At 61.5% G+C, this 26,843-nt stretch carries 20 protein-coding genes and 2 tRNA genes; 13 read left to right on the forward strand and 9 right to left on the reverse strand.

Translation table 11 applies throughout. The features are described from left to right. The first annotated feature begins 59 nt into the window (after nt 1-59). Nucleotides 60-629, forward strand: a complete 570-nt coding sequence (gene plsY, locus PTT45_RS04925) for a glycerol-3-phosphate 1-O-acyltransferase PlsY (RefSeq protein ID WP_273811822.1) — start codon at nt 60-62, stop codon at nt 627-629. A gap of 19 nt (nt 630-648) precedes the next feature. On the opposite strand, the gene tsaD is transcribed toward plsY, so the two are convergent. Next, nucleotides 649-1,674: a tRNA (adenosine(37)-N6)-threonylcarbamoyltransferase complex transferase subunit TsaD gene (tsaD, locus tag PTT45_RS04930; protein ID WP_273811823.1), complete on the reverse strand. Its 1,026-nt coding sequence runs from the start codon at nt 1,672-1,674 to the stop codon at nt 649-651. Nucleotides 1,675-1,878: 204 nt separating this feature from the next. Here tsaD and rpsU point away from each other — a divergent pair, with 204 nt between their 5' ends. From rpsU to PTT45_RS04960, 6 genes are all read left to right on the forward strand, one after another. After that, entirely contained in the window at nt 1,879-2,094 is a 216-nt protein-coding gene (rpsU, locus tag PTT45_RS04935; RefSeq protein WP_021702507.1) for a 30S ribosomal protein S21, read from the forward strand. A 140-nt stretch (nt 2,095-2,234) separates the two neighbouring features. Then, nucleotides 2,235-4,235, forward strand: coding sequence for a DNA primase (gene dnaG, locus PTT45_RS04940; protein WP_273811825.1), 2,001 nt, complete (start codon nt 2,235-2,237; stop codon nt 4,233-4,235). Nucleotides 4,236-4,302: 67 nt separating this feature from the next. After that, a complete protein-coding gene (gene rpoD / locus PTT45_RS04945) occupies nt 4,303-6,144 on the forward strand; it encodes an RNA polymerase sigma factor RpoD (protein WP_273811826.1) in 1,842 nt (613 codons plus the stop codon). Between the two features lie 85 nt (nt 6,145-6,229). Further along, the gene (locus PTT45_RS04950; protein WP_273811828.1) at nt 6,230-9,964 is read left to right on the forward strand and encodes a bifunctional diguanylate cyclase/phosphodiesterase; all 3,735 of its coding nucleotides are present in this window, start codon (nt 6,230-6,232) and stop codon (nt 9,962-9,964) included. A 17-nt stretch (nt 9,965-9,981) separates the two neighbouring features. Continuing rightward, nucleotides 9,982-10,058, forward strand: a tRNA-Ile gene (locus PTT45_RS04955). A 275-nt stretch (nt 10,059-10,333) separates the two neighbouring features. Then, on the forward strand, nt 10,334-11,335 hold the full coding sequence (locus PTT45_RS04960; protein WP_273811830.1) for a hypothetical protein: 1,002 nt from the start codon (nt 10,334-10,336) through the stop codon (nt 11,333-11,335). Nucleotides 11,336-11,539: 204 nt separating this feature from the next. On the opposite strand, the gene PTT45_RS04965 is transcribed toward PTT45_RS04960, so the two are convergent. Further along, nucleotides 11,540-12,433, reverse strand: a complete 894-nt coding sequence (locus PTT45_RS04965) for a LysR substrate-binding domain-containing protein (RefSeq protein ID WP_273811831.1) — start codon at nt 12,431-12,433, stop codon at nt 11,540-11,542. Nucleotides 12,434-12,616: 183 nt separating this feature from the next. On the opposite strand from PTT45_RS04965, the gene PTT45_RS04970 reads away from it, so the two are divergent. Genes PTT45_RS04970 through PTT45_RS04980 form a run of 3 tightly spaced genes read left to right on the forward strand, consistent with a single transcriptional unit; the run spans nt 12,617 to nt 15,343 of the window. Then, entirely contained in the window at nt 12,617-13,645 is a 1,029-nt protein-coding gene (locus tag PTT45_RS04970; RefSeq protein ID WP_273811833.1) for an alpha/beta hydrolase, read from the forward strand. A 17-nt stretch (nt 13,646-13,662) separates the two neighbouring features. Continuing rightward, complete coding sequence (locus PTT45_RS04975; RefSeq protein WP_273811835.1) at nt 13,663-14,880, forward strand: MFS transporter; 1,218 nt, start codon at nt 13,663-13,665, stop codon at nt 14,878-14,880. 16 nt (nt 14,881-14,896) lie between these two features. Next, nucleotides 14,897-15,343 carry a cyclophilin-like fold protein gene (locus PTT45_RS04980; protein WP_273811836.1) on the forward strand — a complete coding sequence of 149 codons (447 nt, stop codon included), beginning with the start codon at nt 14,897-14,899 and terminating at the stop codon, nt 15,341-15,343. Between the two features lie 477 nt (nt 15,344-15,820). Here PTT45_RS04980 and PTT45_RS04985 read toward each other — a convergent pair whose 3' ends face one another. From PTT45_RS04985 to PTT45_RS05015, 7 genes are all read right to left on the reverse strand, one after another. Next, nucleotides 15,821-16,228, reverse strand: coding sequence for a hypothetical protein (locus PTT45_RS04985; protein WP_273811837.1), 408 nt, complete (start codon nt 16,226-16,228; stop codon nt 15,821-15,823). Nucleotides 16,229-16,468: 240 nt separating this feature from the next. Then, on the reverse strand, nt 16,469-17,923 hold the full coding sequence (locus PTT45_RS04990; RefSeq protein ID WP_273812264.1) for a tyrosine-type recombinase/integrase: 1,455 nt from the start codon (nt 17,921-17,923) through the stop codon (nt 16,469-16,471). Between the two features lie 321 nt (nt 17,924-18,244). After that, nucleotides 18,245-18,778 (reverse strand): hypothetical protein, encoded by a 534-nt coding sequence (locus PTT45_RS04995; RefSeq protein ID WP_273811838.1) that lies wholly within the window; start codon nt 18,776-18,778, stop codon nt 18,245-18,247. Nucleotides 18,779-19,057: 279 nt separating this feature from the next. Further along, entirely contained in the window at nt 19,058-19,504 is a 447-nt protein-coding gene (locus PTT45_RS05000; protein WP_273811839.1) for a hypothetical protein, read from the reverse strand. A gap of 376 nt (nt 19,505-19,880) precedes the next feature. Then, a complete protein-coding gene (locus tag PTT45_RS05005; RefSeq protein ID WP_273811840.1) occupies nt 19,881-20,099 on the reverse strand; it encodes a helix-turn-helix domain-containing protein in 219 nt (72 codons plus the stop codon). 79 nt (nt 20,100-20,178) lie between these two features. Further along, entirely contained in the window at nt 20,179-20,664 is a 486-nt protein-coding gene (locus PTT45_RS05010) for a hypothetical protein (protein WP_273811841.1), read from the reverse strand. Next, the gene (locus tag PTT45_RS05015) at nt 20,661-21,974 is read right to left on the reverse strand and encodes a tyrosine-type recombinase/integrase (RefSeq protein WP_273811842.1); all 1,314 of its coding nucleotides are present in this window, start codon (nt 21,972-21,974) and stop codon (nt 20,661-20,663) included. Before PTT45_RS05015 ends, PTT45_RS05010 begins: the two co-directional genes overlap by 4 nt. 129 nt (nt 21,975-22,103) lie before the next feature. On the opposite strand from PTT45_RS05015, the gene PTT45_RS05020 reads away from it, so the two are divergent. From PTT45_RS05020 to PTT45_RS05030, 3 genes are all read left to right on the forward strand, one after another. Continuing rightward, nucleotides 22,104-22,178, forward strand: a tRNA-Ser gene (locus PTT45_RS05020). Between the two features lie 354 nt (nt 22,179-22,532). After that, nucleotides 22,533-25,733: a M10 family metallopeptidase C-terminal domain-containing protein gene (locus tag PTT45_RS05025; protein WP_273811843.1), complete on the forward strand. Its 3,201-nt coding sequence runs from the start codon at nt 22,533-22,535 to the stop codon at nt 25,731-25,733. Nucleotides 25,734-25,807: 74 nt separating this feature from the next. Continuing rightward, entirely contained in the window at nt 25,808-26,812 is a 1,005-nt protein-coding gene (locus tag PTT45_RS05030; protein ID WP_273811845.1) for a hypothetical protein, read from the forward strand. The last annotated feature ends 31 nt before the right edge of the window (nt 26,813-26,843 follow it).

The raw sequence follows: 26,843 nt of genomic DNA on the forward strand, positions 1-26,843 counted from the left end.
ACGACAAGACCAGGGTCCCGCCGCTAGAATCGGGACTCTCTCGCCCCGGAATGGATACCATGTTCTGGCTGCTGGTACTGCTCGCCTATCTGCTCGGCTCGCTGTCCTTCGCCATCCTGCTCAGCCGCCTGGCTGGCGGCCCCGACCCTCGCGCCAGTGGCTCGGGCAATCCGGGCGCCACCAACATGCTGCGTGTAGCAGGCAAGAGGCTCGCCGTACTGACCCTGCTCGGCGACCTGGCCAAGGGCCTGCTGCCGGTGATGGTCGCCTACCTGCTCGACCTGTCGGTTCAGGAGCAGGCCTGGGTCGGCCTGGCAGCGGTGATCGGCCACCTCTACCCCATCTACTTCCGTTTCCAGGGCGGCAAGGGCGTGGCCACTGCGGCCGGCATGCTGCTCGGTCTCTATCCGCCGGCAGCACTACTGGCCCTCGCCGCCTGGGCGCTGACCTTCTTCCTCACGCGGACCAGCTCGTTGGCATCGCTGATCGCCACGCCACTGACCCTGCCTCTGCTGGCCTGGCAGCAACCGGGAGCGCTGCTACCGATGTGCGTGCTGACCGGGCTGATCGTCTGGCGTCATCGCGGCAATCTACGCGACCTGCTGGCCGGACGCGAACGACATTTCTAATCCGCCGGCTGAGCCCGGCTCATATCGCCGGCAACTGCTCCATCGGCCAGCGAGCCTGCACCTTGATCTCCGGCCCTTCGTGCTGGCCGGCCAGCAGGCGCTGGCAGCCGGCGTAGGCGATCATCGCGCCGTTGTCGGTGCAGAAGCGCGGGCGGGCGTAGAACACCTTGCCCTTGAGACCCGCCAGCATGCCTTCCAGCGACTGGCGCAGGGCCGAGTTGGCGCTCACCCCACCAGCGATCACCAGGCTGTTGAGGCCGGTCTGCTTGAGCGCGCGCTTGCACTTGATGGTCAGGGTATCGACCACCGCCTCCTGGAAGGCCAGGGCGATGTCGGCACGGGTCTGCTCACTGGCATCGCCGGCGTCGCGGCATTGCTGCCAGGTATTCAGGGTGAAGGTCTTCAGGCCGCTGAAGCTGAAATCCAGGCCGGGGCGGTCGGTCATCGGCCGCGGGAAGGTGAAGCGCCCCGCCGTGCCCTGCTCGGCCAGGCGAGCGATCTCCGGACCGCCCGGATAGCGCAGGCCCATCAGCTTGGCAGTCTTGTCGAAGGCCTCGCCGGCGGCATCGTCCAGCGACTCGCCGAGCAACTGGTAACGGCCGATACCGTCGACCCGCACCAGTTGGGTGTGCCCACCGGAAACCAACAAGGCGACGAACGGGAAAGCTGGCGGCGTTTCCTCCAGCATGGGCGCCAGCAGGTGGCCCTCCATGTGGTGCACGCCCACTGCCGGGATGCCCCAGGCGAACGCCAGGGCCTGGGCGCAGGCGGCGCCGACCAGCAGCGCACCGACCAGGCCGGGGCCGGAGGTATAGGCGATCGCCTCGATCTGCTCGCGGGAAGCGCCCGCCTCGTCCAGCACCTGGCGAATCAGCGGCAGCATACGCTTGACGTGGTCACGCGAGGCGAGCTCCGGCACCACACCGCCATAGACGCGGTGCAGGTCGATCTGGCTGAACAGGGCATCGGCCAGCAGGCCGCGCTCGCTGTCGTAGAGCGCGACGCCGGTCTCGTCGCAGGAGGTTTCCAGGCCCAGTACTAGCATGGGGGTTAGGACCTTCAACACTGGCTATAAAAGGAGGCGCGCATAATAATCGTCGCCCTCAGGCCCGGCCAGCGCTTTTCGATCAGAGGCTTTGCATTCCGAGGCGCGAGGCGTTAATATCCGCAGCCCTTGAAAACCGACGTACTCCCGTGCCCTTGCCGGATCGCGTCGTCCATTCGGTAAAACAGTGAAGGTACGACCTGGATGCCAGCCGTCAAAGTTAAAGAGAACGAACCCTTCGACGTAGCTCTGCGTCGTTTCAAGCGCTCCTGCGAAAAGGCCGGTGTTCTGGCCGAAGTGCGCAGCCGCGAGTTCTACGAGAAGCCCACCACCGAGCGCAAGCGCAAGGCTGCTGCCGCTGTTAAGCGTCACGCCAAGAAAGTGCAGCGCGAGCAGCGTCGCCGCGAGCGCCTGTACTGAGTTATCAGTCGCGCCGCTAAAGGCTTTCGCATAGCCCGGCTTCGGCCGGGTTTTGCATTTTTGACTCCGCGTCGCCACCTGGCGATGGCCGGAGTTTTTTCGTTTATGCTGCCGCCTTCCCACCTTCACGCTGACGAGCCATGGCCGGTCTGATTCCGCAGTCCTTCATCGACGACCTGCTCAACCGCACCGACATTGTCGAGGTGGTGAGTTCGCGCATCCAGCTGAAGAAGGCGGGCAAGAACTACTCGGCGTGCTGCCCGTTCCACAAGGAGAAGACCCCCTCCTTCAGCGTCAGCCCGGACAAGCAGTTCTACTACTGCTTCGGCTGCGGCGCCGGTGGCAACGCCCTCGGCTTCATCATGGACCACGACAGTCTGGACTTCCCCCAGGCCGTCGAGGACCTGGCCAAGCGCGCTGGCATGGACATCCCGCGCGAGGAAAGCGGCCGCGGGCGAACGCCGCGCCAGCCCACCGACTCACCGCTCTATCCACTGCTGACTGCCGCCGCCGACTACTTTCGCCAGGCCCTGAAGAGCCATCCGACACGCAAGTCGGCGGTCGACTACCTCAAGGGCCGCGGCCTGACCGGCGAGATCGCCCGCGACTTCGGCCTCGGTTTCGCCCCACCCGGCTGGGACAACCTGCACAAGCACCTGGCCGGCGACAAGCTGCAGCAGAAGGCCATGATCGATGCCGGCCTGCTGATCGAGAACGCCGAGAACGGCCGTATCTATGACCGCTTCCGCGACCGCGTGATGTTCCCCATCCGCGACAGCCGCGGAAGGATCATCGCCTTCGGTGGCCGCGTACTGGGCGACGACAAGCCCAAGTACCTCAACTCCCCCGAGACCCCGGTGTTCCACAAGGGGCAGGAGCTCTACGGCCTGTACGAAGCGCGCAAGAACAACCGCGACCTCGACGAGATCATGGTGGTCGAGGGCTACATGGACGTCATCGCCCTGGCCCAGCAAGGCCTGCGCAACGCGGTTGCGACCCTCGGCACGGCCACCAGCGAGGAACACCTCAAGCGCTTGTTCCGCCTGGTACCGAGCGTGCTGTTCTGCTTCGACGGCGACGCCGCCGGACGCAAGGCCGCCTGGCGCGCCCTGGAGGCGACCCTGTCCAACCTGCAGGACGGCCGTCGCGCGCGCTTCCTGTTCCTGCCCGAGGGCGAGGACCCGGACACCCTGGTCCGCAGCGAAGGCACCGATGCCTTCCGCGCGCGCATCAACCAGCACGCCCAGCCGCTGGCCGACTACTTCTTCCAGCAACTCTCGGAAGAAGCCGACCCGCGCTCACTGGAAGGCAAGGCGCACCTGGTGACCCTGGCCGCCCCGCTGATCGAGAAAATTCCCGGCAACCACCTGCGCGCCCTGATGCGCCAGCGCCTGTCCGAGATCACCGGCCTCTCGGGCGAGATGCTGGCACAGGTCGCCCAGGGCGCACCGGCAGCCCCCGCAACACCTGCCAGCCACGAGCCCACCGGAGACTACGGCCACTACTACGACGCACAACCGGATTACGGCGACATCGCCGACTATGCCGACCATATCGAGCCGCCAGCCGAAGCCTACGAACAGAAAAAGCCCTGGCAGAAGGGCGACGGCAAATCCTGGAAGAAGGATGGCGAGTGGAAAAAGGGCGGCGACTGGAAGAAAGGCTCGCGTGACGGCGCGCCACCGCGCAAGCCGGTACACGTCGAATCACCGACCCTGACCGCCCTGCGCACCCTGCTGCACCACCCGCAACTGGCTCAGAAGGTCGAAGATGTCAGCCACTTCGCCGACGAAGGCGATACCTACGCCCAGCTGCTGGTGGCACTGGTCGGCGCCGTGCAGAAGAGCCCGAACCTGCGTTCGCTGCAGCTGATCGCCCGCTGGCACGGCACCGAGCAGGGCCGTCTGCTGCGCGCTCTGGCGGAAAAGGAATGGCTGATCGAGGGCGACAATCTTGAAAAGCAGTTCTTCGACACCATTACTACACTTGCCAATGGCCAGCTGAAGAAACGACGCGATCAGCTACTGCGAAGCGTCATGCACAAGAGCCCCAGCGAACTGAGCGATGAAGAGAAAGCACTGCTGCGAGAGCAGTTCAGCCACACATCATCGCCCGACAGCAAGACCCCAACTGGCGCCTGACCCGTCAAATCAGGTATAATCCTCGGCTTATTTTCAGCCCGCCAAGACCTTCAGTGGATAGGGTGCTATGTCCGGAAAAGCGCAACAGCAGTCTCGTTTGAAAGAGTTGATCAGCCGTGGTCGTGAGCAGGGTTACCTGACTTACGCCGAGGTCAACGACCACCTGCCGGAGGATATTTCCGATCCGGAACAGGTGGAAGACATCATCCGCATGATCAACGACATGGGGATCAACGTATTCGAGAGTGCTCCGGATGCGGATGCCCTGTTGCTGGCCGAGGCCGATACCGACGAAGCCGCTGCCGAAGAAGCCGCCGCGGCTCTGGCTGCGGTAGAGACCGATATCGGCCGCACCACTGACCCGGTGCGCATGTACATGCGTGAAATGGGTACCGTGGAGTTGCTGACCCGCGAAGGCGAGATCGAAATCGCCAAACGCATCGAGGAAGGCATCCGCGAAGTCATGGGTGCCATCTCCCTGTTCCCGGGCACCGTCGACAGCATCCTCGCCGAATACCAGCGCGTCACCACCGAAGGTGGTCGCCTGTCCGACGTCCTCAGCGGCTACATCGACCCGGATGACGGCAGCCTGCCGGCCGAGGAAGTCGAGCCCGAGCTGAAGGAAGCCGCCGCCGAGACCAAGGACGACGAAGAAGAAGACGAAGAAAGCGACAGCGACGACGATGAAGGCGATGGCGGTCCGGATCCGGAAGAAGCTGCCCGCCGCTTCGGCGCCGTTGCCGAGCAACTGGAGAAGGCCCGCAAAGCGCTGAAGAAGCACGGCCGCGGCAGCAAGCAGGCGGACAAGGAGCAGGAGCTCCTGGCCGAACTGTTCATGCCGATCAAGCTGGTGCCGAAGCAGTTCGACGCCCTCGTCGAGCGCGTGCGCGGCTCGCTGGATCAGGTTCGCTCCCAGGAACGCGCCATCATGCAGCTGTGCGTGCGTGATGCCCGCATGCCGCGCGCTGACTTCCTCAAGCTGTTCCCCGGCAACGAAGTCTCCCAGGACTGGGCCGCCGGCCTGGCCAAGGGCAAGGCCAAGTACGCCGAAGCCATCGGCAACCTGCTGGCCGATATCCAGCGCTGCCAGGAAAAGATGTCCGCCATCGAGGCCGACGCCGGCCTGGTGATCGCCGAGATCAAGGACATCAACCGCCGCATGTCCATCGGTGAAGCGAAAGCTCGCCGGGCGAAGAAAGAGATGGTCGAGGCCAACCTGCGTCTCGTGATCTCCATCGCCAAGAAGTACACCAACCGTGGTCTGCAGTTCCTCGACCTGATCCAGGAAGGCAACATCGGCCTGATGAAGGCGGTGGACAAGTTCGAATACCGCCGCGGCTACAAGTTCTCGACCTACGCCACCTGGTGGATTCGCCAGGCGATCACCCGCTCGATCGCCGACCAGGCGCGCACCATCCGTATTCCGGTGCACATGATCGAGACGATCAACAAGCTCAACCGCATCTCTCGTCAGATGCTGCAGGAGATGGGCCGCGAGCCCACTCCGGAAGAGCTGGGCGAGCGCATGGAGATGCCCGAGGACAAGATCCGCAAGGTCCTGAAGATCGCCAAAGAGCCGATCTCCATGGAGACGCCGATCGGCGACGACGAAGATTCGCACCTGGGCGACTTCATCGAGGACTCCACCATGCAGTCGCCGATCGAGGTGGCTACCGTGGAAAGCCTCAAGGAAGCCACCCGCGAAGTGCTGGCCGGGCTCACCGCTCGCGAAGCCAAGGTCCTGCGCATGCGCTTCGGCATCGATATGAACACCGACCACACCCTCGAGGAAGTGGGCAAGCAGTTCGATGTCACCCGTGAGCGTATCCGCCAGATCGAAGCCAAGGCGCTGCGCAAGCTGCGCCATCCGACGCGCAGCGAGCACCTCCGCTCGTTCCTCGACGAGTGATCACAGAAACCCCGGCTAACGCCGGGGTTTTTGCTTTCTGCCCGGCTACACTGCAAGAGTCTCCAACGCTTTCCGGAACTGCCGCATGTCGCGTCTGCTGGCCATTCTCCTGTCGTGTCTGGCGTGCTGGGCGCTCCCGGCGGCGGCTCTCGAGCTCAGCCAGGAGGAAAAGGCCTGGCTCGAGCAGCACCCACAACTGCGCCTCGGCATAGACGCCTCCTGGCCCCCCTTCGAGTTTCGTGACGAACAGGGCCGCTACAGCGGGCTCAGCGCCGCCTATGTCGAGCTGATCGAGAAGCGGCTCAACATGGACATCGTGCCGGTCGAGCCGAGCAGCTGGAGCGAGGTTATGAGCAGCGCCAAGAACGGCCAGCTCGACCTGCTTCCCGGCATCATGTCCACCCCCGAGCGGCAGCGCGACCTGGCCTTCACCCGCCCCTACCTCGACTTCCCCATCGTCATCCTCACCCACCGCAACGGCCCACAGCCCAGCAAGCTGGGGCAGCTCTACGGACTGAAGGTGGCTGTGGTGCAGGACTATGCGCCCCACGAGCTGCTGCGCAACCAGCATCCCGATCTCAACCTGCTGCCGCTGCCCAGCGTGAATGCGGCCCTGCAGGCACTGGCCACCGGCCAGGCCGATGCGATGATCGGCGACCTCGCCTCCAGCGTCTGGGGCATGCGCCGGCTCAGGCTTGAGGGCCTGCAGGTGAACGGAGAGACGCCCTACCGCTATCAGCTGGCGATGGCCGCACCGCACGACAACAAAGTGCTGATCGGCATCCTCGACCGCCTGTTCGCCGAACTCAGCGCCGAAGAAGTCGCCGCCCTGCAGGAGCCCTGGGTCGGCGGCGTGCTGGACGATCGCGGCGGCTGGCAGTTCACCCTGCTGCTGTATGGCATCCCGGCGCTGCTGCTGGCCCTGCTGATCCTCGCGGCCGTACTGCGCATCAACCTGCGCCTGCGCCAGGAGATGCACGAGCGCCACGCCCTCGAAGAGCAGCTGCGCAACAGCGAACAGCACTACCGTGGCCTGGTCGAAAGCCTCAACGCCATCGCCTGGCAGATGAGCCTGGACGACTATCGCTTCACCTATGTCTCCCCGCATGCGGAGAAACTGCTCGGTTACCCGCAGGCCGCCTGGCTGGAGCCCGGCTTCTGGCAACGCACGCTGCACCCGGACGATGCCCATCGGGCAGAAGCCTACTGCCGCGATGAGAGCAGCGCCGGCCGCGACCATAGCCTGGACTACCGCATGCTCGCCGCCGACGGCCGCATCGTGTGGATACGCGACATCGTTACACTGATCTCCAGCGCCGAAGGCACCGTGCTGCGCGGCCTGATGATCGACATCAGCGAGGCCAAGCACAGCGAAGCGGCGCAGCGTCTGTCGGAGGAGAAGTTCGCACTGGTCTTCCACCACTGCCCGGACATTCTGGTCATCGCCCGCCGGGTCGACGGCGTACTGCTCACCGTCAACCGCACCTTCGAGCAACAGCTCGGCATCAGCGCCCAGGAAGCCGTCGGCAAGACCGCCAGCGAGCTGGATATCTGGGGGCTGCCGAGCGTGGGGCCGATGCTGCTGGACCGCCTGCAGCAGGAGGTTCTCAACAACATCGAAATGCCGTTCCGTCGGCGCAACGGCGAGCAGTTCAGCGGCCTGATCTCCGCCCAGCATATCGAGATGGATGGCCAGCCCGCCCTGGTCGTGGCCGTACGCGATATCACCGAACTGCAGCGCACCCAGCAACGCCTGCAGCTGTCCGAGGAGAAGTTCGCCAAGGCCTTCCATGCCTCGCCGGATGGCCTGCTGATCACGCGTCTCGCCGACGGCACGATCCTCGAGGCCAACGACGGCTTCTTCCGCATCACCGGCCACGACAGCCAGCGGGTGATCGGCCACACCACGTTGGCCCTCGGCCTCTGGGCACAGCCACAGGCGCGCGACGCCATGGTCGCCCAGGTCCGCAGCCAAGGCGCGGTGCGCGACTTCCGCGCCTGGATCAACACCGCCGCCGGCCAGTTGCGCCTGAGCGAACTCGCCGTACAGCCACTGATGATCGAAGGCGAACCGTGCATGCTGATCATCGCCCGCGACGTTACCGAGCGCGAACAGATGCAGGCGCGCCTGCACCAGGCCGCTACCGTGTTCGAGAGCACCGCCGAAGGCGTGATGATCACCGATCTCGACCAACGCATCACCGCGGTCAACCGTGCCTTCAGCGCGATCACCGGCTACAGCGAGGCCGAGGCCCTGGGCCAGAGCCCGCGCCTGCTCGCCTCGGGCCGCCACGACAGCGCCTTCTACGCAGCCATGTGGCACCAGCTGGCCGCCGAGGGCCACTGGCAGGGCGAGATCTGGAACAAGCGCAAGAACGGTGAATCCTTCCCGGAGTGGCTGACCATCAGCGCAGTGCGCAATCAGGAGGGGCAGATCACCCACTTCGTCGGCGTGTTCGCCGACATCAGCTCGCTCAAACATGCCCAGGCCCGGCTCGACTACCAGGCCCATCACGACCCACTCACCGGCCTGCCCAACCGCATGCTGTTCGAGAGCCGCCTGGACGCCGCACTGAACGACGCGCGCGCCGAACAGCGGCAAGGCGCCGTGATGTTCCTCGACCTCGACCGCTTCAAACACATCAACGACAGCCTCGGCCATCCGGTCGGCGACCAGTTGCTCAAGGGCATCGCCCTGCGCCTGCGCGAACAGCTGCGCGACATCGACACCGTGGCGCGCCTGGGTGGCGACGAGTTCATCGTCCTGCTACCCGGCCTGCACCAGTCCAGCGATGCCGAACGCATCGCGACCAAGCTGCTGGCCTGCTTCAGCACTCCGTTCCAGGCCGACGGCCACGAGTTCTACATCACCGCCAGCATCGGCATCAGCCTGTTCCCCGAGGACGGCAACGACGTCGCCACCCTGGTGAAGAACGCCGACGCGGCCATGTACAGCTCCAAGGCCAAGGGCCGCAACCGCGTCGAGATGTACACCCGCAACCTGACCTTCCAGGCCACCGAGCGCATGACCCTGGAGTTGGAGCTGCGGCGCGCGCTGGAACGCGACGAACTGAGCCTGCACTACCAGCCCAAGCTGTGCCTGCACAGCGGCCAGCTTATCGGCGCCGAAGCGCTGATTCGCTGGCGCCACCCGATCTTCGGCGAAATCCCGCCCGACCGCTTCATCCCGCTGGCCGAAGACAACGGCATGATCCTGCAACTCGGCGACTGGGTGCTGCAGGAAGCCTGTCGACAGATGCGTGAGTGGCAGGCCAGCCACGCGCCGTTCGGGCCGCTGTCGGTCAACCTGTCCGGCAGCCAGCTGCGCCAACCCCAGCTGACCGAGCGCATTGCCGGCACCCTCGCCGACTTCGGCCTGAGCGCCGACAAGCTGCAGCTGGAAATCACCGAGAGCTTCATCATGACCCAGGCCGAGGAGGCCCTGCAGATCCTGCAGGAACTCAAGGACCTCGGCCTGCAGCTGGCCATCGACGACTTCGGCACCGGCTACTCCTCGCTCAGCTACCTCAAGCGCCTGCCACTGGACATCCTGAAGATCGACAAGTCGTTCATCCGCGGCCTGCCCCACGACCAGGACGACGCCGCGATCACCCGCGCCATCATCGCCCTCGGCCGCAGCCTGCAGATGACGGTGATCGCCGAGGGTGTGGAAACCAAGGCCCAGGAGATCTTCCTGACCAGCGAAGGCTGCGCGCAGATCCAAGGCTATGTGGTCAGCCGCCCGCTGAGCGCCGAGGCCTTCGCCGCCAATTTTCTCGGCCCGCTACCAATTGGCAGCACGGAAAAGGCGCCGGTATAATCCGCCGCTCCTTCTGAGGGCCTATAGCTCAGTCGGTTAGAGCAGAGGACTCATAATCCTTTGGTCCACGGTTCGAGTCCGTGTGGGCCCACCAACAAAATCAACGATCTAGGCCAGCCATTGCGGCTGGCCTTTTTCGTTTCTGGCTTCCGTGTAAGCACTTTGTAAGCATCCGACGAAAAAATCCGCCCGAGCTGCCAGGCAGGAGATGACCTGCAATCGGCCAGAAGCGGACGTTTAGAGTGTGACCAGTAATCTATCCCCAGTTCCTTCCTATGGTGGCAGAGCTCTATGAAGGAGAGGCCTTAGGGCTGGTGCTAAACTCGTGCGCAGAAAAACCATGAGAAGACATACAGGGAGGAGTTGCTGATGGCTGAACTGATAGAACGGTCACCTGCTGCTAAGCAGTGGGTCCAAAGTGCGCTTCTTCGTCTTTCAGGAGGGATTTTCGGCAAGCTACTGCCAGCGGTGATCTGGACTGACGCACGAGATGAACTTGGTGCTCGGTTGGTGCCTATCGAGGCTCAACACTTGGTCGAGTCAATAACCAACTCCCCGTATATCTTTTTGCACAATCATGACCCTGGCAAGCCAAAGGGCCAGATACTGGAAGCTGCGAGCTTCGAGACGCATGATGGCCAGAAATTTGTAGTGGCAATCCTGGGATGCTTTGCAGGTGGCGAGGTATTAGCGTTCCAAGACTTGAATCTGCTTAGTGAATGGGAGGTTCAGTCGCCCCAATCTCTTCCTGTGCTGCCTGAAAGTGTATGGATTCAGATCGCGACTGATCCGAGGGAGGTGGATAACGCTTGGCTAGATAGCGTGACCAGCGACGCCCCTCTTCGGGTTGAGCGAACCGAGCTTTCACACAACGCAGCGGATTCCCTGCAAGAGTTAATACGAGTTGGGTTGCCCTACCTTGTACTCGTGTGGAATCCATTCGTGACCTCAATCGCCACTGAAGCCGGCAAAGACTCCTATCTCGCAGTTCAGGGCTGGATTAGAAAGTTATTCGAGCACTTAGCTGAGCGGAACAACCCTATTCTTGACATCCGGGCACTGCAAGGCGGCTGTGAGGTTTCATTCCTAATTCGTGGCAAAAAAGTAGATCACCATTACGCAGCGCATGCAGCATTGCCTGCTGCGGCAGCTCAGGCTGCGCAGCTTGTGGCGAAGCTGAGGGAGAGAGGAGTCGCAGGTCGGGAGCTAATCTACGAGTTCGATGGCCAGGCGCTTAGATGGTTTCCATCCTATGCCGTGCTCTGTGATGGTCGAATAGTTACAGACAACAGCGAGTTGATTGCAATCGAGCAGCTTCCCACTAGTTTGAGTCTAGGTTTTACTCCTGAGCCGCAGAGTCCAGACGTCTGAACGATTGGCGAAAACAAGACTTTGTTTGGGCACGCCGCAAACCACGCATTGGGTGGCGGTTTGAGCTGGACCAAAACGTCCTTGGTTAGTGGCGGACGCTGGTGACAGGCTGCAATCGGCTAAAAGCAGACGTTTGTGATTGGCTGCTTCCGGCCAAAAGCGGACATCGAGGACAAGATATGAAGCCAACCCGTCGTTTTGGCTCTACCTCGTTACTCGCAACGCCTCGAGCACGAGGGCAAAAGCAGGCGAGGGTTGTCTACGGCTGGGATAGTAGAGGTGATAGCCGGAAAACGGCTCGCACCAGTCCTCCAGCACACGAATCAGCCGGCCCTCTTCAAGGTGGGGGGCGAACTCGTCTTCGGGTAGATAGGCGATTCCCAAGCCGCCGACGGCGGCGTCCGCAATATGGGTCGTGGTATTGAACACCAGTTGCCCTTTGACCCTCACCCTCAGCTTTTTGCCTTTGCGCTCGAACTCCCAGGCATCCACTCCACCATAGGTTGGAAAGCGGATATCGATGCACCGATGCGCAGCCAGATCATTGGGATGCGTGGGGAGGGGGTGCTGGGCGAAATAGCTGGGGGCCGCCACTGCTGCCATGCGCAGATCGCCGCCGATGGGCACCGCGATCATGTCCTGAGCCACCGTCCCGCTGAAGCGCACGCCAGCATCGAAGCGCTCAGCCACGATGTCACGGAAGCCGTAGTTGATATCGAATTCGAGCTTGATATCCGGATAGGTCTCCAGAACGGGTATCAGCTTGGGTAGCAAGGTCGTCTTGATAATGTTGTCACCACAGGTGATACGCACCGTTCCCGCTGGTTTGTCACGCAGCTCGGTCAGGGCATCCAGCTCGACTTCGATTTCATCGAAACGATGACCGATAGCCTCCAGCAGCCGTTCACCAGCCGCCGTCAGGGAAACACTGCGGGTGGTGCGGGTGAGCAGGCGAATCTGTAGCCGTGCCTCCAGCCCAGACACCACCTGACTGACTGCCGACTGGGTAACGCCCAGGTGCGCTGCTGCGCGCGTGAAGCTGCCTTCGCGAGCCACTGTCACGAAGGCCTGGAGGTCGTTGAAGTTATGCCGAGGCATGAGCCAATCCCCTGATTAAGTAGCAGGAGTTATAGCGGCTTTAAGCATTCATTAGCTAATCAAAACCTATTTCTTTTACGAAAATGCCTCCTGTCCCCCTTGCGTCTTCTCCCGCGAGCGGGCCCATGCAATCGCCAGAGCTGGCTCGGTGATTGATCTTCAACCCGTGAAGAGGGCGATCCCATGAACAGACTTCTTATAGCGCTGGGCCTTCTGCTCAGCACGATCACCGCTTTAGGAGCCGATATGTCCAACGGCGCAGACAACTTTTTCAAGAGCGACAAGGTGACCCTGGAAAAGGTCAGCTTCAACAACCAGTACCAGATGAAGGTGGTGGGCAACCTGTTCATCCCCAAGAGCCTGGGTAAGTCCGCACGCAGCCCGGCCATCATCGTTGGCCATCCCATGGGCGCGGTGAAGGAGCAGAGTTCCAACCTGTATGCCCAGAAACTGGCGGAGCAAGGCTTCGTTACTCTGGCGCTGGACTTGTCGTTCTGGGGCGAGAGCGAGGGCAGCCCGCGCAACGCCGTTCTCCCCGACATGTATGCGGAAGACTTCAGTGCGGCTGTCGACTATCTCGGTACCCAGGCATTCGTGGATCGGCAGCGCATCGGTGTGCTGGGCATCTGTGGCAGCGGCAGCTTCGTCATCAGTGCGGCCAAGATCGACCCGCGCATGAAGGCAATTGCAACGGTCAGCATGTATGACATGGGTGCCGCCAATCGCAATGGCCTCAAGCACTCGCAAACCCTGGAGCAGCGCAAGCAGGCAATCGCCGCCGCAGCCGAGCAGCGCTACGAGGAGTTCACCGGCGGCAAGACGCAGTACACCAGCGGCACCGTGCATGAGCTGACGGACGATACCCACCCGATCCAGCGTGAGTTCTTCGATTTCTATCGCACTGCGCGAGGCGAGTTCACCCCGGCGGGCTCGAGCCCAGAGCTGACCACCCACCCGACGCTGACCAGCAATATCAAGTTCATGAACTTCTACCCGTTCGCGGATATCGAGACTATCTCCCCGCGCCCGATGCTCTTTATCGCTGGCGAGAACGCTCACTCGCGCGAGTTCAGTGAAGAGGCCTTCCGCTTGGCGGGCGAACCCAAGGAGCTTTTCATCGTCCCCAACGCCGGGCACGTCGACCTGTATGACCGGGTGAATCTGATTCCTTTCGACAAGCTCACCCAGTTCTTCCAGAACGGCCTGAAGTGATCCGCGAGGCAGGCACCATGACTAGCCAACTTGCCGCCCAGCCAGGCGCCTTCGCCACTGACCAGCCGCAGTCCCGCCCCAGTCACTGGGGTGGGGTCTTGGCGATGACGCTCTGTGTCTTTGCCCTGATCGCCTCGGAGTTCATGCCCGTCAGTCTGCTGACGCCACTGGCAACGGATCTGCAGGTCAGCGAAGGTGCTGCGGGACAGGGTATCGCCATCTCCGGTGTGTTCGCCGTGCTGACCAGTCTGTCGATTACCTGGCTGGCTGGGAGCATGGATCGCAAGACGCTGCTGCTCATCCTGACGGGCCTGATGGCGGTCTCCGGCGCCGTGGTAGCGTTCGCGCCGAACTTTACCTTCTACATGCTGGGACGAGCGTTGCTAGGCGTGGTCATCGGCGGTTTCTGGTCAATGTCGGCGGCCACGGCCATGCGCCTAGTGCCCGATGATCAGGTGCCCAAGGCGCTGGCGATCTTCAACGGTGGCAATGCCCTGGCCACGGTGATCGCGGCGCCGCTGGGCAGCTACCTGGGCTCGGTAATCGGTTGGCGAGGGGCATTCCTCTGCCTGGTGCCGGTGGCAGTCGTCGCGCTGGTTTGGCAGTGGTTCAGCCTGCCAAGCATGCAGCCCCAAGTGCGAAAGAGTCCTGCACCTAGTGTTCTCAGGCTGCTCGGCACTCGCTCGGTGGCGTTCGGCATGGCGGCTTGCGGCGTCTTCTTCATGGGGCAGTTTGCTCTGTTCACCTACCTCCGGCCATTCCTCGAAACGGTGACCCTGGTCGATGCCACCACCCTGTCATTGATCTTGCTAGTTATCGGTGTAGCCGGTTTGGCTGGAACGCTGTTGATTGGCTCACTGCTGAAAAAGGGCCTGTATCGCACGTTGATTACTATTCCAGTGCTGATGGCTGTGATTGCCCTCGCGCTGATCCCTACCGGCGGTTGGGGCGTTCCGGTGGCGATACTGCTAGGCCTGTGGGGGCTGATGGCCACGGCAGCACCTGTTGGCTGGTGGAGCTGGATTGCACAAGCGATGCCCAATGATGCCGAGGCAGGTGGTGGGCTGATGGTGGCAGTGGTGCAGTTTGCCATTGCCTCGGGCTCTACACTGGGCGGCTGGTTGTTCGACCACAGCGGCTACCAGAGCACCTTTACTGCAAGTGCAGCCATTCTGTTGCTTGGCGCAGCGCTTACCGTTCTGGCCATGCGTGCGCCACCGGGTCAGTCAGGGTGAGGTGGGAGTCTTCAAGATGTATAAGCTCAGCCAACATTTCTGCCTTTCGGGCGTTCGGCTATGCCTGCTGTTCATGCTGAGTGGCTGCGTATTCGCGGAGACAACTCTGAAGGAGGATCGTATGTGGATGACCGTTGGCGAACAGCGCTTCGCAATTACCTTGGACGATAGCGAGACCTCACGGGCACTTACACAGCTATTACCACTTACCCTGGACATGAGCGAACTCAATGCCAACGAGAAATACACGAGCCTGCCGCAGCGGTTGCCAGCCCGCGCAGAAAGGCCCGGCACGATCCGCACTGGTGATCTAATGCTGTACGGCGCGGATACGCTGGTGATTTTCTATCGGACGTTCGAATCGACCTACGCCTACACCCGAATAGGTCGTGTCGATAGCCCCGAGGAGCTAGCCAAAGCGTTAGGCCGGGATGATGTGAAAATTCACTTCTCGGTGAAGTAGGAGAGGCGCGAAGCCTGCCCAGTGAGTGTCCGCTTTTGGCCGATAGCTGCCTATGGCGATAGTCATGCGAGGCTGGTTTCGGCCACTCAGTGGTGGTGGGTGCAATCGAATCAGAACTGCGGCCCGATACATTGGCCGTTGATCATCTGGCCATAACAGGTTGCTTGAGGTTGCGCTGCGCCGGTACTGCCATGACACACACCATTAACCACGGCGCCTATGCAGTCTTGAGCGCGGTATACCGGCTGACCATAATGCTGCTGCATCTGCACTTGCCCCTGCGTAGGCGTTGTCTGTCGCGGTAAGCCCAGCGAATCGACCCACTGCAAGTAGTCACGGCGGGTCTCAGTCAGTTCGGCACATCCTGTAGTGGCTATCGCCAGCGCCAGAAGGAGTGGCATCAGTTTATGCATGTCGATTGCCTCTGGAACGGGGCGCAGGATCGCTGCTCCAGCCTGTACATTGCCAGAGCAGGAGCTAGGCAAGGCTCGACACCGGAACAGCCGGCAAGCACTCGGCCCACACCTGGCCCCGATCATCCGGGAAGACCTCGCCTACCGGAACCAGCACCAAAGGCGAATAGTCTTTGATCTTGCGCGGCCTGGCATTCACATCGGCTGCTGTGCAGACAACCATATAGCCCGGCACACGAGCCATCAGCATGGAAACGTGGTTCATCCGCTCCATATAGCCCACCGAGTCGCTGGTAGCGCCCAGCACCATGCGGAACCACTTGCCGTCTATGTATTGCTTCCGATCCTCCCACACACGCAGGATTACTTGATCCTCATGAGCGCCATGGCGCACCGCTCCCCACGAATTCCTAGGATTACGCAGCGGCGCGCCTAGGTCGGCGAAGTGCTGAGAGATTGGCTTTTTGTCCATGGTGTCTCACCTGGATTGAGCGCTGCCGCAAAGGCCACGCGAACAGCTTTAGATTCTACCTAGACACGCTCACCAGCTACCGTCGACACGACGTGCCAAGGCACGAACGGACAGCAACCGCACACCATCCCGACGAGTGGCTGATTTCGTGCTTCTAGCCATTCTCGCGGCATATCTTTGACTGCGCTTCACATTGGCACCGTGAATGGCTTGAGTGTTCGCTGGATCGGTCGAGAAGGATCATGCCCGCCCCGGCCAGCTGGAGCGCGGCACCGAGTTGCCGGTCATGCTGGTCTGTACACCGCTGGCCGCGACCTGATGCACCAGGCCGTCACTGGCTACCATCAGCCCCAACCCCGGCGCCCGGTCATTGCCTGGCCCGTGCCACAGTTCCAGGGCTTCGCGCTTGAGCTGGCCTAGGTTGCTCTGCACATAGGTCGCAGCCAGGCCAGGCAGCGCGTGATTGAGCAGCATCTCGGCCACCAGATAATCAACCCCCAGCTCCGCCCAGCCGGCTCGCGCCATCTTGCGCAGGTCATGGCTCGACCAGGCGCCGCCGCTGAATCGTCTGATGATCGAAGCCGCCATCGTTTCCGACAGTGGCTGGCCCATGCCACCGGGGAACAGGTACACGCTCGGCCTGCTTTGCTGGGTCTGCTGGTAGCGCTGCAGCAGCGCGATCAGCTGCGGCGATAACGGCGTTTCCAGCAGGGTGCGCGTCTTGGTCAGCGCGCCCGGAATGACCAGCACCTTGGCGCCCAAGTCGAACCAGGCCCAGCGCAGTTGCCGCGTTTCGCCCACCCGCAGGCCGAGCAGCAGCATGAGGAAGGCCAGCATTGCGTCACGCGGTGCGCCGTCGAAGGTGGCGACCAGCAGGCCGGCTACCCCCTGCGCATCCTTGGGCATCAACCTAGCTTCGCGGGGTTTGAGCTGACCCAGGCCGAAGTCAGGAAACTTCACCCCCTCCAGCGGATTGCGCACGATCAAGCCAACCTGCTGCGCGGCATGGATCGCAGCCATCAGCATGCGGTATGCCTTGGCGATGGTGGCCGGCCTGCACTCGGCGCGCATCGGCTGAATCAGGCGCGCGTCGACCAAGGTTCTGGAGAGCCTCGACACCGGCAGGGCGAACAGCGCCGGCCTGATCCATTTTGCGACGGCGGAGCGGATCGACACCTTGCGCCGCTCTGAGATGTCGGCGGCATTCACCTGCCTGGCCAACCACCAGTCGAGCAACTGGCCGACGCTCTCCAGCTGGCCGCCATCCGCATCCGGCAGGCCACCCGAGGCGCGGCGGTCCAGCAGATCACCGAGCGCCGTGGTCATGGCTGCGCAGCTGATCGCGGGCCAGATGCCACCGCCCTTCCAGTGACCATCGGCCAGCGTTTCCCAGGTCGCCCGGCGCCGATCCGCCAGAAACCGCAGGCGCAGGGCCGGGAAGCGGTCATCACGCAGTAAGCGCGCATTGCCTCCGGCCGCTGCCTTGATCGCTGATTCGCTGAATTGGACGTGTAATGTCTGGCCCATTTGTTCACCTCGGTGGCATATGAAATGCCCCCCCGCAGTAACGGTAGGCGGAAACCAGCGGCAGCCTGGTAAAACGCACCGAAACCGCCGCAACTCGTTGTTTGCACGAACTTTTATTGAGCTGTAAAAAACCGAGAACGGCAGTGTCAGCTCGGAAAACCAAGACACCAGCAATCGTCACGCTTCCGCGTAGTGGCAGCTCCGCCGCGATAGCCAGCCCCAGCAAGGCGTTATCGCGTGTTCAACTGCACCACGACAGCGACTCAACACCCACCCCAGCACCAACCCCGCACACCCACGCCGCGCAACAATCCCCCAACCAAACTGACCAGTAACGGCACGGGAGAACCAGAAAACCGGCACCGCCAAAAAACTCCCTCAAAACGCATCGAGCTGAGCATTTTCGAGCGCTGCCCATTCAAACGCCCACCCGATCAGGCCCCGGTATGGTTTCCGAAGCCCCACGCAGAGAAGGCAGCAGTTTTTTGGTTATATACCGCCCGGTGGCAACAACACGGCATGCCAGTCAGTCACGCTAGTCAGCAGGCGGGCATCTAGCTCGCGCTCCAACCCAGCCACCTGCGCCACCGTCGCGCCCTCCTCGGAATACCTGCGCAGGATTTCCCGCCGCTGGTCGCTGCTCTCAAGATCAGGACACCCTGCCAGCGCCCAAGCCCGCAACGTAGCCAGCGGCAACACCCCACCCGACAACCGCGCCACCCGACGCTGCGCTTTACTCATGCTCAGCGCGAACAAGTATCCATCGGCGCCAAGTGCCGCCAGCCCATAGAGCTTCAGCAGATGCAGCACCGGGTCAGTCAGCGGCAGGCAGCAGGCGGCTGCCCCACACCACCACAACCTAGCGGCCAGGTCGAAGTCAGCCGTTCGCGCCTGCAGCACAACATCAGGCGGCTGCCCGTAACACAAAGTCAGCAGGCCGAGCAGCGCGGCCTGGGGGTCACTTCCGAAACCATCCAGTAGCCTCGACACAGTCCAGTCGAGCAGCGGCAACGTCTCCCGCATCACTCAGCACTCCAGTGGATCGCACACCAGCAAACCCTGAACCTATGCCGCTCGCCTGATCGCCGCTTCCAGCACGCGAAGCGAAACAGCCGCCGAACACGAACTATCCACAGCCTTAACCTCGAACAACTGCCAGCCCTCGACCCCGCAAGCGGGGCCCCACTCGGGCAAGATCAAAGTCAACGATTTTTCAATCGACTAGGCAGATCAAGAGCAAGGGCGGGGGCGAGGGCTCAATCAGGAATCAGGATTCAGGATTCAGGAATCAGGAATCAGGATTCAGGAATCAGGGCGTTTCCTAACGTTTAGCTGACCGTTGCCTAGCCGTTGGCTAACGCTGACTTTGCGTTGCTCCCCCGTTATGCACCCGTTCTTTTTGCGCTCGTGGGCAGTTAGCTCGCCGTGCCTATCGGGCAGCTCGCTATCCCTCTCGGTGGCGTGCGGCCTCTGATGCCTGGTGAAGTTGACCACCTGAATAACCGACCAGCCAGCAACGGCATATCGCTCGATAAAGCCCGCCTGCTCTAACGCAATCAGACCCTGCTCAACCTGGTATTCATCACAGGGGAACAGCTCCATTTTGATCCGCTTCGGGCGGTCTTCGACTCGCCCCTCTCGGTCGGCTAGGCACCACAGGCCAATGAAAAGTAATCGGTCAAAAGGGGGAAGCTCGGCCAAAAGCTCGTTCTTGAAAAAGCTAGGTTTGATATTGCGCGAACGCGCCATAACTCAGCGCTCCAGCCGGCCTAGGTCGAGCAGCGCGGCGCTCATCGGGCACCCCGCCTACTGCGCCCGTGGGCGTGGAAAATAACGGTGCTGTGTGGGTGCCAGGCAGTGGCGAAGCCATCACCGTCCGGCAGCAGCAGGTACCGCCCCGTAGGGTGTCCGGGCTGGTCGCCCCTGGCCGGGTACTGGTGTGGTTTGCCGTCAGCCACAGGCGCGCCGTCAAGCTGACCGCCAAGGGCTTCGATCTCGTCTTTTGGATTCACTGGTTTGACCCTCGCAAGTTGTCGAAGGCCGGGCGCAGGTGCGACTATCGGTGCGCCGGTCACTGACTCGAACACAGTGACCCGCTCAACCGGACGCATGCACGTCCGGTTTTTTATGCAGGCTGGTTTTCCGAGCGGAGAGCATCCAACAGCTCGCGGACGGCTGAGGTCGGCCATGCCAAGCGCCCGCCGATGCGCGTGCATTTGATCGGCCCGTCATTGCGAGTTGCCCAGTTCCGCAGAGTCTGAGGCTGGCGGTTCAGGTAGTAGGCGGCTTCCGCCGTGGTGAGGCTGGGACGTTCGATGGCGTCCAGGGATTTGAAGGTGTTCATGCACTGCTCCCGTAGGTGCCGGAAAATCCGGGTTACGGGTTCAGCATTATTCACATGGTTGTGTTGAAGTCATGGACAGTCACCCCTGCAGGTCGGTGTCCACAAGCAGCGTAAGTCGCCTGTCATCCTTGGCAAGCTGATCCTTCTTGAACTTATTTATTCGCTCGTTTCTTCGCCGCTGGGTCCGAGCCTCTGTCTCATACGGATCCAGCTCCGCTATAGCCTCTGCATCCAGACTCACCGCTTCCGCATCCGTTATAACCTGTTCAACCTCACATTCATTTATTTTCTGTTTTAGGCGCATGGCGGTCAGCAGCTTTTCGCCGCCCGGGTGATACATCAGTTGATCAAGCAGAGTCTGCATAGACTCACTTGCGACTGAACCAATGGGTTTGTCATCAATTAGCTTCTGCCGGTGGAAGTCCCATAGATCGCAAAGATCATCCAGCGACTCAAACGGCCTCAGTTGGGGCGGCACCGCGCCGTCATCTCCTAGCGGTAGGTGCATCGTGATGCCCGCGTTACGGCACCGTAGATTTACCTCTTTCCACTTCTGCTTGCTCATTGCACAGCCCTCAAGCGCAGACCCTCAGCGACCGGCAGCGGCAGCCCGGCCTGCTCCAGCATCCACGCTTCGAAGCGCTCATGGTGCAGGCGCAGCAGGTCAAGTGGACGCACCTTGTAATGCCGCTCCTGTGTTGCGCTGGGCTTGTGGCCACCGATCTGCGCAATAACGCCTGCAGGCAGCTCCAGCCACTCCGACAAGCTCACAAACGACCGGCGCAGGTCATGCGGCGTGACCGACACACCAGCCACGCTGCAGGCACGGTCAAGCGCGTGATTGGCTTCGGAGATACGCCCGGTGCTGCTGGTCGGGCTGGAGAAAACCCACTGATTACGCTTCGGTAGGCCGTCGAGCAGGCGAGCAACGTATGGGGTCAACGGGATAGTCCGCAGGCCGTCGCGCCCGCCTTTGCTGGCATCCTTGTCGCGGATCGTCAGGCTTGACCACTTCCGATCAATGTCCGACCACTTCAACCCCAGTAGCTCACCAGGGCGGGCGCCGATCAGCAGCAGCGCCTGCAGGTAGGCCGCCAGCACCGGGTTATCGAGGCCGCGCACCGCCGAGAACCAAGCCGGCAGCTGCTCTTTCAGCAGGCATCCTTGCTTGGCCTCAGCACGACCCAGGCGCTCGCGGGCGCGCTTGGTAATGGCCTGATCGCCAGCCACCGCCGCCCGGTAGTCGGGCGCATCAGCAGCCCAGCGCAGAAACGCTTTCAGGCAGCGCATGGCTAGCCGCGCACGGGCGGGCCGGGTCAAGCCCTCCTTTGCCGCCCAGCGCTCGACAGCATCGCCGCTCAGCTCCGACAGGGGCAGTTGCAGCAGCTCATGCAGCGGCCCGGCCAGCGTCTTGCCGGTGCCGCGCTTGCGCTGCTCGCCGCCCGCCTGCGCCAGTTTCAAGTGGTCTTGGTAGTGGGTATCGCCCCAGTGCGGCTGGCGGTCTTTCAGGTAGTCGGCCCAGGCTTGCGCCACCGTGACCGCCTCCAGCCGAGCCTGCTCCGATGCAGCTACGGCTGCGGCCTCAGCATCCCGTTTCAGCTGGCGAGGATCACGCCCCGCGTCCAGCTCGGCCTGGAAGCGGCGCGCCACGACTTCGGCCTCAGCGATGCTTTTGCCCGGCCAGGCGCCGATGGTGATGCGCACGACCTTGCCCAGGTAGCGGCCCTGCCAGATGAATGCCTTGTTACCAGCAGTCACCCGGACAGCCAGACCAGCCTGCGCAGCGCTCCAGTAGAAGTCCTGCCCGCCAGGTGCTGGCGGCGCTAGGTCATTGATGCGCTTTACCGTCAGCCCGATTCGCTTTGCCTGCCCCACCCGACACCTCTGTTTTCATGTAAGCACTATGTAAGCATCCGGCCAATATTTTGCGGTATACCGCTCAACAATGCCAGATCACAAAAGCCCATGAATAGCGGCCTGCATACCGCACCACATCAACGTTTCGGGATATTTTGGGAAAGCAATTTACGAGGACTCATAATCCTTTGGTCCACGGTTCGAGTCCGTGTGGGCCCACCAAGCGGTTCAAAGAAAAGGCCAGCATCGTGCTGGCCTTTTGCTTTTCCAGACCACCGACACGGCAGCACTGCCAGCAATCACGCCCCCTGGCGATAGCCGCAAGCCTTAAACGTCGATTCGGTGAAGCAGCCGCTGGATACTCACTGACGACACTGGTCAAACCGCAACCTGACCGCACCGACGAGGAATATCTCTTCTGCCGCCATCGCATTCACGATCGATTTGCCGATGATCGGCGACAAATTGCCGAGCAAGTCTCTTGAGCGCAGCGAGCCGCCACCCTAAATTAACGCCCTTCACTGAAAACTCTCATGGGAGCGATCCCAGTCTCTCAAATTGCCAGGATGGTGATGAATGCCTAGCCCTACCCAATCCAGCCCTTTCTCCTTTGTCGGACTGTCTGGCGACACCCAGATCGACAGCCTGATCCACGGTACAAAGTGGGGTGGCGCCCTGGGTACCGGGACATCTCTCACCTATAGTTTCCTGAGCTACAGCTCCCGATTCGCCGCGAATTACTCCTACGATGACGAGCATCGCAACTCCTTTTTCCTGACGAACGCTCAACAGAACGCGGCTGTCGATGCGCTGAAAGAGTGGAGTGCTGTCGCCAACCTCGACTTCGACCGGGTCAATGACAGCAGCACCCAGGCAGGCACGCTGCGCTTCGGCGGCTATAGCAACATGGATAGTGACGCTGCTGCCTGGGCCTATCTACCTGGCGGTTCGCCGGTATCTGGCGACATCTGGCTGAGCCCGGATACCGGCAAAGACCCAGAGCCTGGCGATTACGACTATCACACGCTGGTTCATGAGATAGGCCACGCGCTGGGTCTCAAGCACCCGTTCGAGAGCAGCGGCGTGAGCAATGTGTCGCTGGCGGGCACCGTTTACGACGACGTTCGCTACACGGTCATGAGCTACAACGATCCCTACTACTTCGAGCCCACCGGGCCGATGCTGATCGACATTGCCGCCATGCAGTACCTGTATGGCGCCAACATGTCATGGCAGACCGGCAACAACACCTATAGCTGGGGCACCAATACCAGTATCTTCGAGACCATCTGGGATGCGGGCGGCACCGATACCATCGATGCCAGCAACCAGGCCGGCGCAGTCACTCTCAACCTCAATGCAGGTAGTTTCAGCAGCATTGGCAAGGCGTTCTGGAATGGCACTGCCTACATCAACAACTGCCTCGCGATCGCCTACGGCGCCCAGATCGAGAATGCCACCGGCTCCAGGTTCAACGATTCGCTCATTGGCAACGATCTGAATAACGTGCTGAATGGCCTGGCCGGCGCTGACGTGATGAGCGGGGGCAACGGCAGCGATGTCTATTACGTCGACAATTCCCGCGACGTGGTGAGTGAAACACAGGCCGACCGCAGCATCGGCGGAAGCGATACGGTCTACAGCTATCTGAGTACTTACAGTCTGGGCAGCAATCTCGAAAACCTGAGGCTGCTGAGCACGGGCTCTGCCAACGGCACCGGAAACAGCCTGGACAACGTCATTTATGCCGGCAGTGGCAATAACAGCATGAATGGCAAAGACGGTGTCGACACTCTTTCCTATCGCTACGCCAGCAAAGGTGTGACCGTCAGCCTGGCGCTGGCCACAGCCCAAGTCACCGGCGGCTCGGGAACCGACACCCTAGTCAACTTCGAAAGTTTGATTGGCAGCAAGTACGACGACAAGCTCACTGGCAACGACGCTGACAACAGGTTGACCGGCGATGCAGGCAAGGACGTGCTGAACGGCGGCCTGGGTGCTGACACCATGATCGGCGGCGATGGCAATGACAGCTACTACATCGACGACAGTGGTGATGTGGTCAGTGAAAGTAATGCAAATGCAGCCACGGGCGGTACCGACACCGTCTACAGCTATCTCGCCGACTACACGCTGGGAAATAACGTCGAGAACCTGCGCATCCTGGCGAGCGGCGGTGCCAATGGTTCCGGTAACGCACTAAACAATCTCATCTACGCTGGGGCCGGCGACAACGTCATGGACGGTGCCTCGGGCAGCGATACAGTGTCCTACCGCTTCGCCAGACAGGGCGTCACGCTGGACCTGAGCCTGACTTCAGCCCAGGCCACAGGCGGCTCGGGCAACGATGTAGTACTCAACTTCGAGAATGCCACCGGTAGTCAGTACGACGACATGCTGATTGGCGACGGCTCCGCCAACATACTGGATGGAGCGCTGGGCAATGACGTCCTCGATGGTGGCGCCGGTGCGGACTGGATGATTGGCGGAGACGGCAACGACACCTACTACGTCGACAATAAAGGCGACGTTATCAGCGAAACCAATGCCAGCAAGATTACTGGGGGAAGTGACACAGTCCTGAGCTCTCTGTCGAGATACACGCTGGGCAGCAATCTGGAGAATCTGCGAATCCTGGCCAGCGGTACCGCCAACGGCACAGGCAACGCCCTGAACAATGCCATCTATGCCGGCGCTGGAAACAACATCCTGGATGGTGGAGCGGGCACCGATACCATTTCCTATCGCTATGCCACACAAGGCGTTGCCGTCGACCTCAACCTGACATCAGTCCAGGCCACTGGGGGCTCGGGCAGCGATCAGTTGCTCAACTTCGAGAACCTGTTCGGCAGCAAGTACGATGACCGCCTGCAGGGCAACAACGCCAATAACAGGCTGAGCGGCGACGATGGCAACGATCTCCTGAATGGCCGCAAGGGCGCCGATTACATGATCGGAGGCAACGGCAACGACATCTACTACGTCGACAACACCGCCGATGTCGTCAGCGAAACGAACGCCGACCTGGCCACCGGTGGCAACGACACCGTCTACAGCTACCTGACGGCCTATACGCTCGGCAGCAATGTGGAGAATCTGCGCATCCTGGCAACTGGCGATGCCAGTGGCACCGGTAATGCGCTGAACAACACGATCTACGCAGGCAGCGGCAACAACCTCCTCAACGGCAGCAATGGTGAGGACACCCTGTCGTATGTCTATGCCAGCAAAGGGGTGTCGATCAACCTGGGCGTGAGAACAGCCCAGGCCACCGGAGGCTCAGGGAGCGACACCGTTCTGAACTTCGAGCACCTTGCCGGCAGCCACTACAACGACAACCTTGTTGGAAACAGCGGTGCCAATACGCTTTATGGCAACAAGGGTGACGACGTGCTGAATGGCGGCGCTGGCAATGATGTGCTGGTAGGGGGGGCAGGTGCTGATCAGCTCACGGGCGGTGCCGGAGCGGATCGCTTCGAGTTCCGAGCTCTTGGTGAACTCGGCCTGGGCACGCTGCGCGACGTGATTCGCGACTTCAATGCCCTCGCGGGTGACGTGATCGACCTCTCCTTCCTCGATGCAGACAGCTCGACAGCCGGTCTGAACGAGGCGTTCACCTACATCAACGATGCAGACTTCAGTCTCAGCGACGCTACCGGACAGCTGCGCTTCAGCAATGGCATCCTGTACGGCAGCATCGACGCCGATGCAGATGCCGAGTTCGAAATTCAGCTGCTTGGCGTTGCCAGTCTCGATAGCAGCAGCCTGATCGTCTGACGGCAAGCCTCAACTACAATCATGCACACCGGCGCCTATCTGGCGCCGCCAAGGACTTACAGCAAAGGATTTGTATGTATAAGCCAGCCAGCACTCTCGCCCTATTGCTTGCCGCTATGGCACCCTGTCTGCAAGCAGCGACCAACATCACTTCCTGTAGCGCCACTGGCAAGACCGGCTACGCGATCACCAAAATTCAGGAGAGGGCCAGCGCCTGCAGCGGCAAAAACCTCTACACATTCACACTACTTGCCGGCGAGAAGCAGCTGGAAATTTGCAACAACGCAATCCCTGCCGGTTGGGTCAACTCCAAGCTACGCAGCTACTCGGGCAGTGGCGCCTGTGGGGCTGCCAACGGCATCCCCAAGCAGGTTTGGCAGATCAGCAACACCTATGGCCAAACCAAACTGACGTCCTGCAGCAGAACGCTGCCTACAGGCTGGGTCATCACCAAGGAAAGCAGCTATTCCGGCTTAGGTGACTGCGGAAAAGCCTCGTCCGGGAAACTGTCCAAACTGGAGGTACAAAGCACCGCAGGTCAAACCCAGTTGAATGTTTGCCGCAGCTCAACACTACCAAGCGGCTGGGCGGTGGCCGCTACCTCCAGCAGCTCCGTGTGTGGAAGCGGGTCTGGCAATCTCTGGAAAATCCTCAACAATGCGCCACCCGCCAAAATCGCACTGCATCACTACGCAAACACCAAGAATGGCGACCACATGTACGTCATCAAGCGTGATGATCCTGCCATGGCTAAGCAGGGCTACAGCTATCAGTCGGTACTGGCCACAGTTCCTAACAAAGCCGTGTTCGGGACCACCCCGCTACACCGTTATTACAACAAAAGCTCCCTGGATAGCCTCTATACCACCACGCGCGACGATGCTCTCCTGAGTAAATCGGGGTACGCCTACGTGGCCGTCGCGACCCAGGTGTATACGGCAGCAGTCCCAAAATCAGTGCCGCTCTACCGTTACTGGAATGCGACCAACAAACACCATCTCTATCTGACAGCCCTCTATAGCAATGGCGTTTATGGTTTCAAGTTCGAGAAAATCGAGGGCTACGTCTACCAGCCCTGATACCCGCGAAAAGAAAAGCCGCGCAATTGCG

Source organism: Pseudomonas sp. Gutcm_11s (genome assembly GCF_028649395.1).
Classification (GTDB): Bacteria; Pseudomonadota; Gammaproteobacteria; order Pseudomonadales; family Pseudomonadaceae; genus Aquipseudomonas.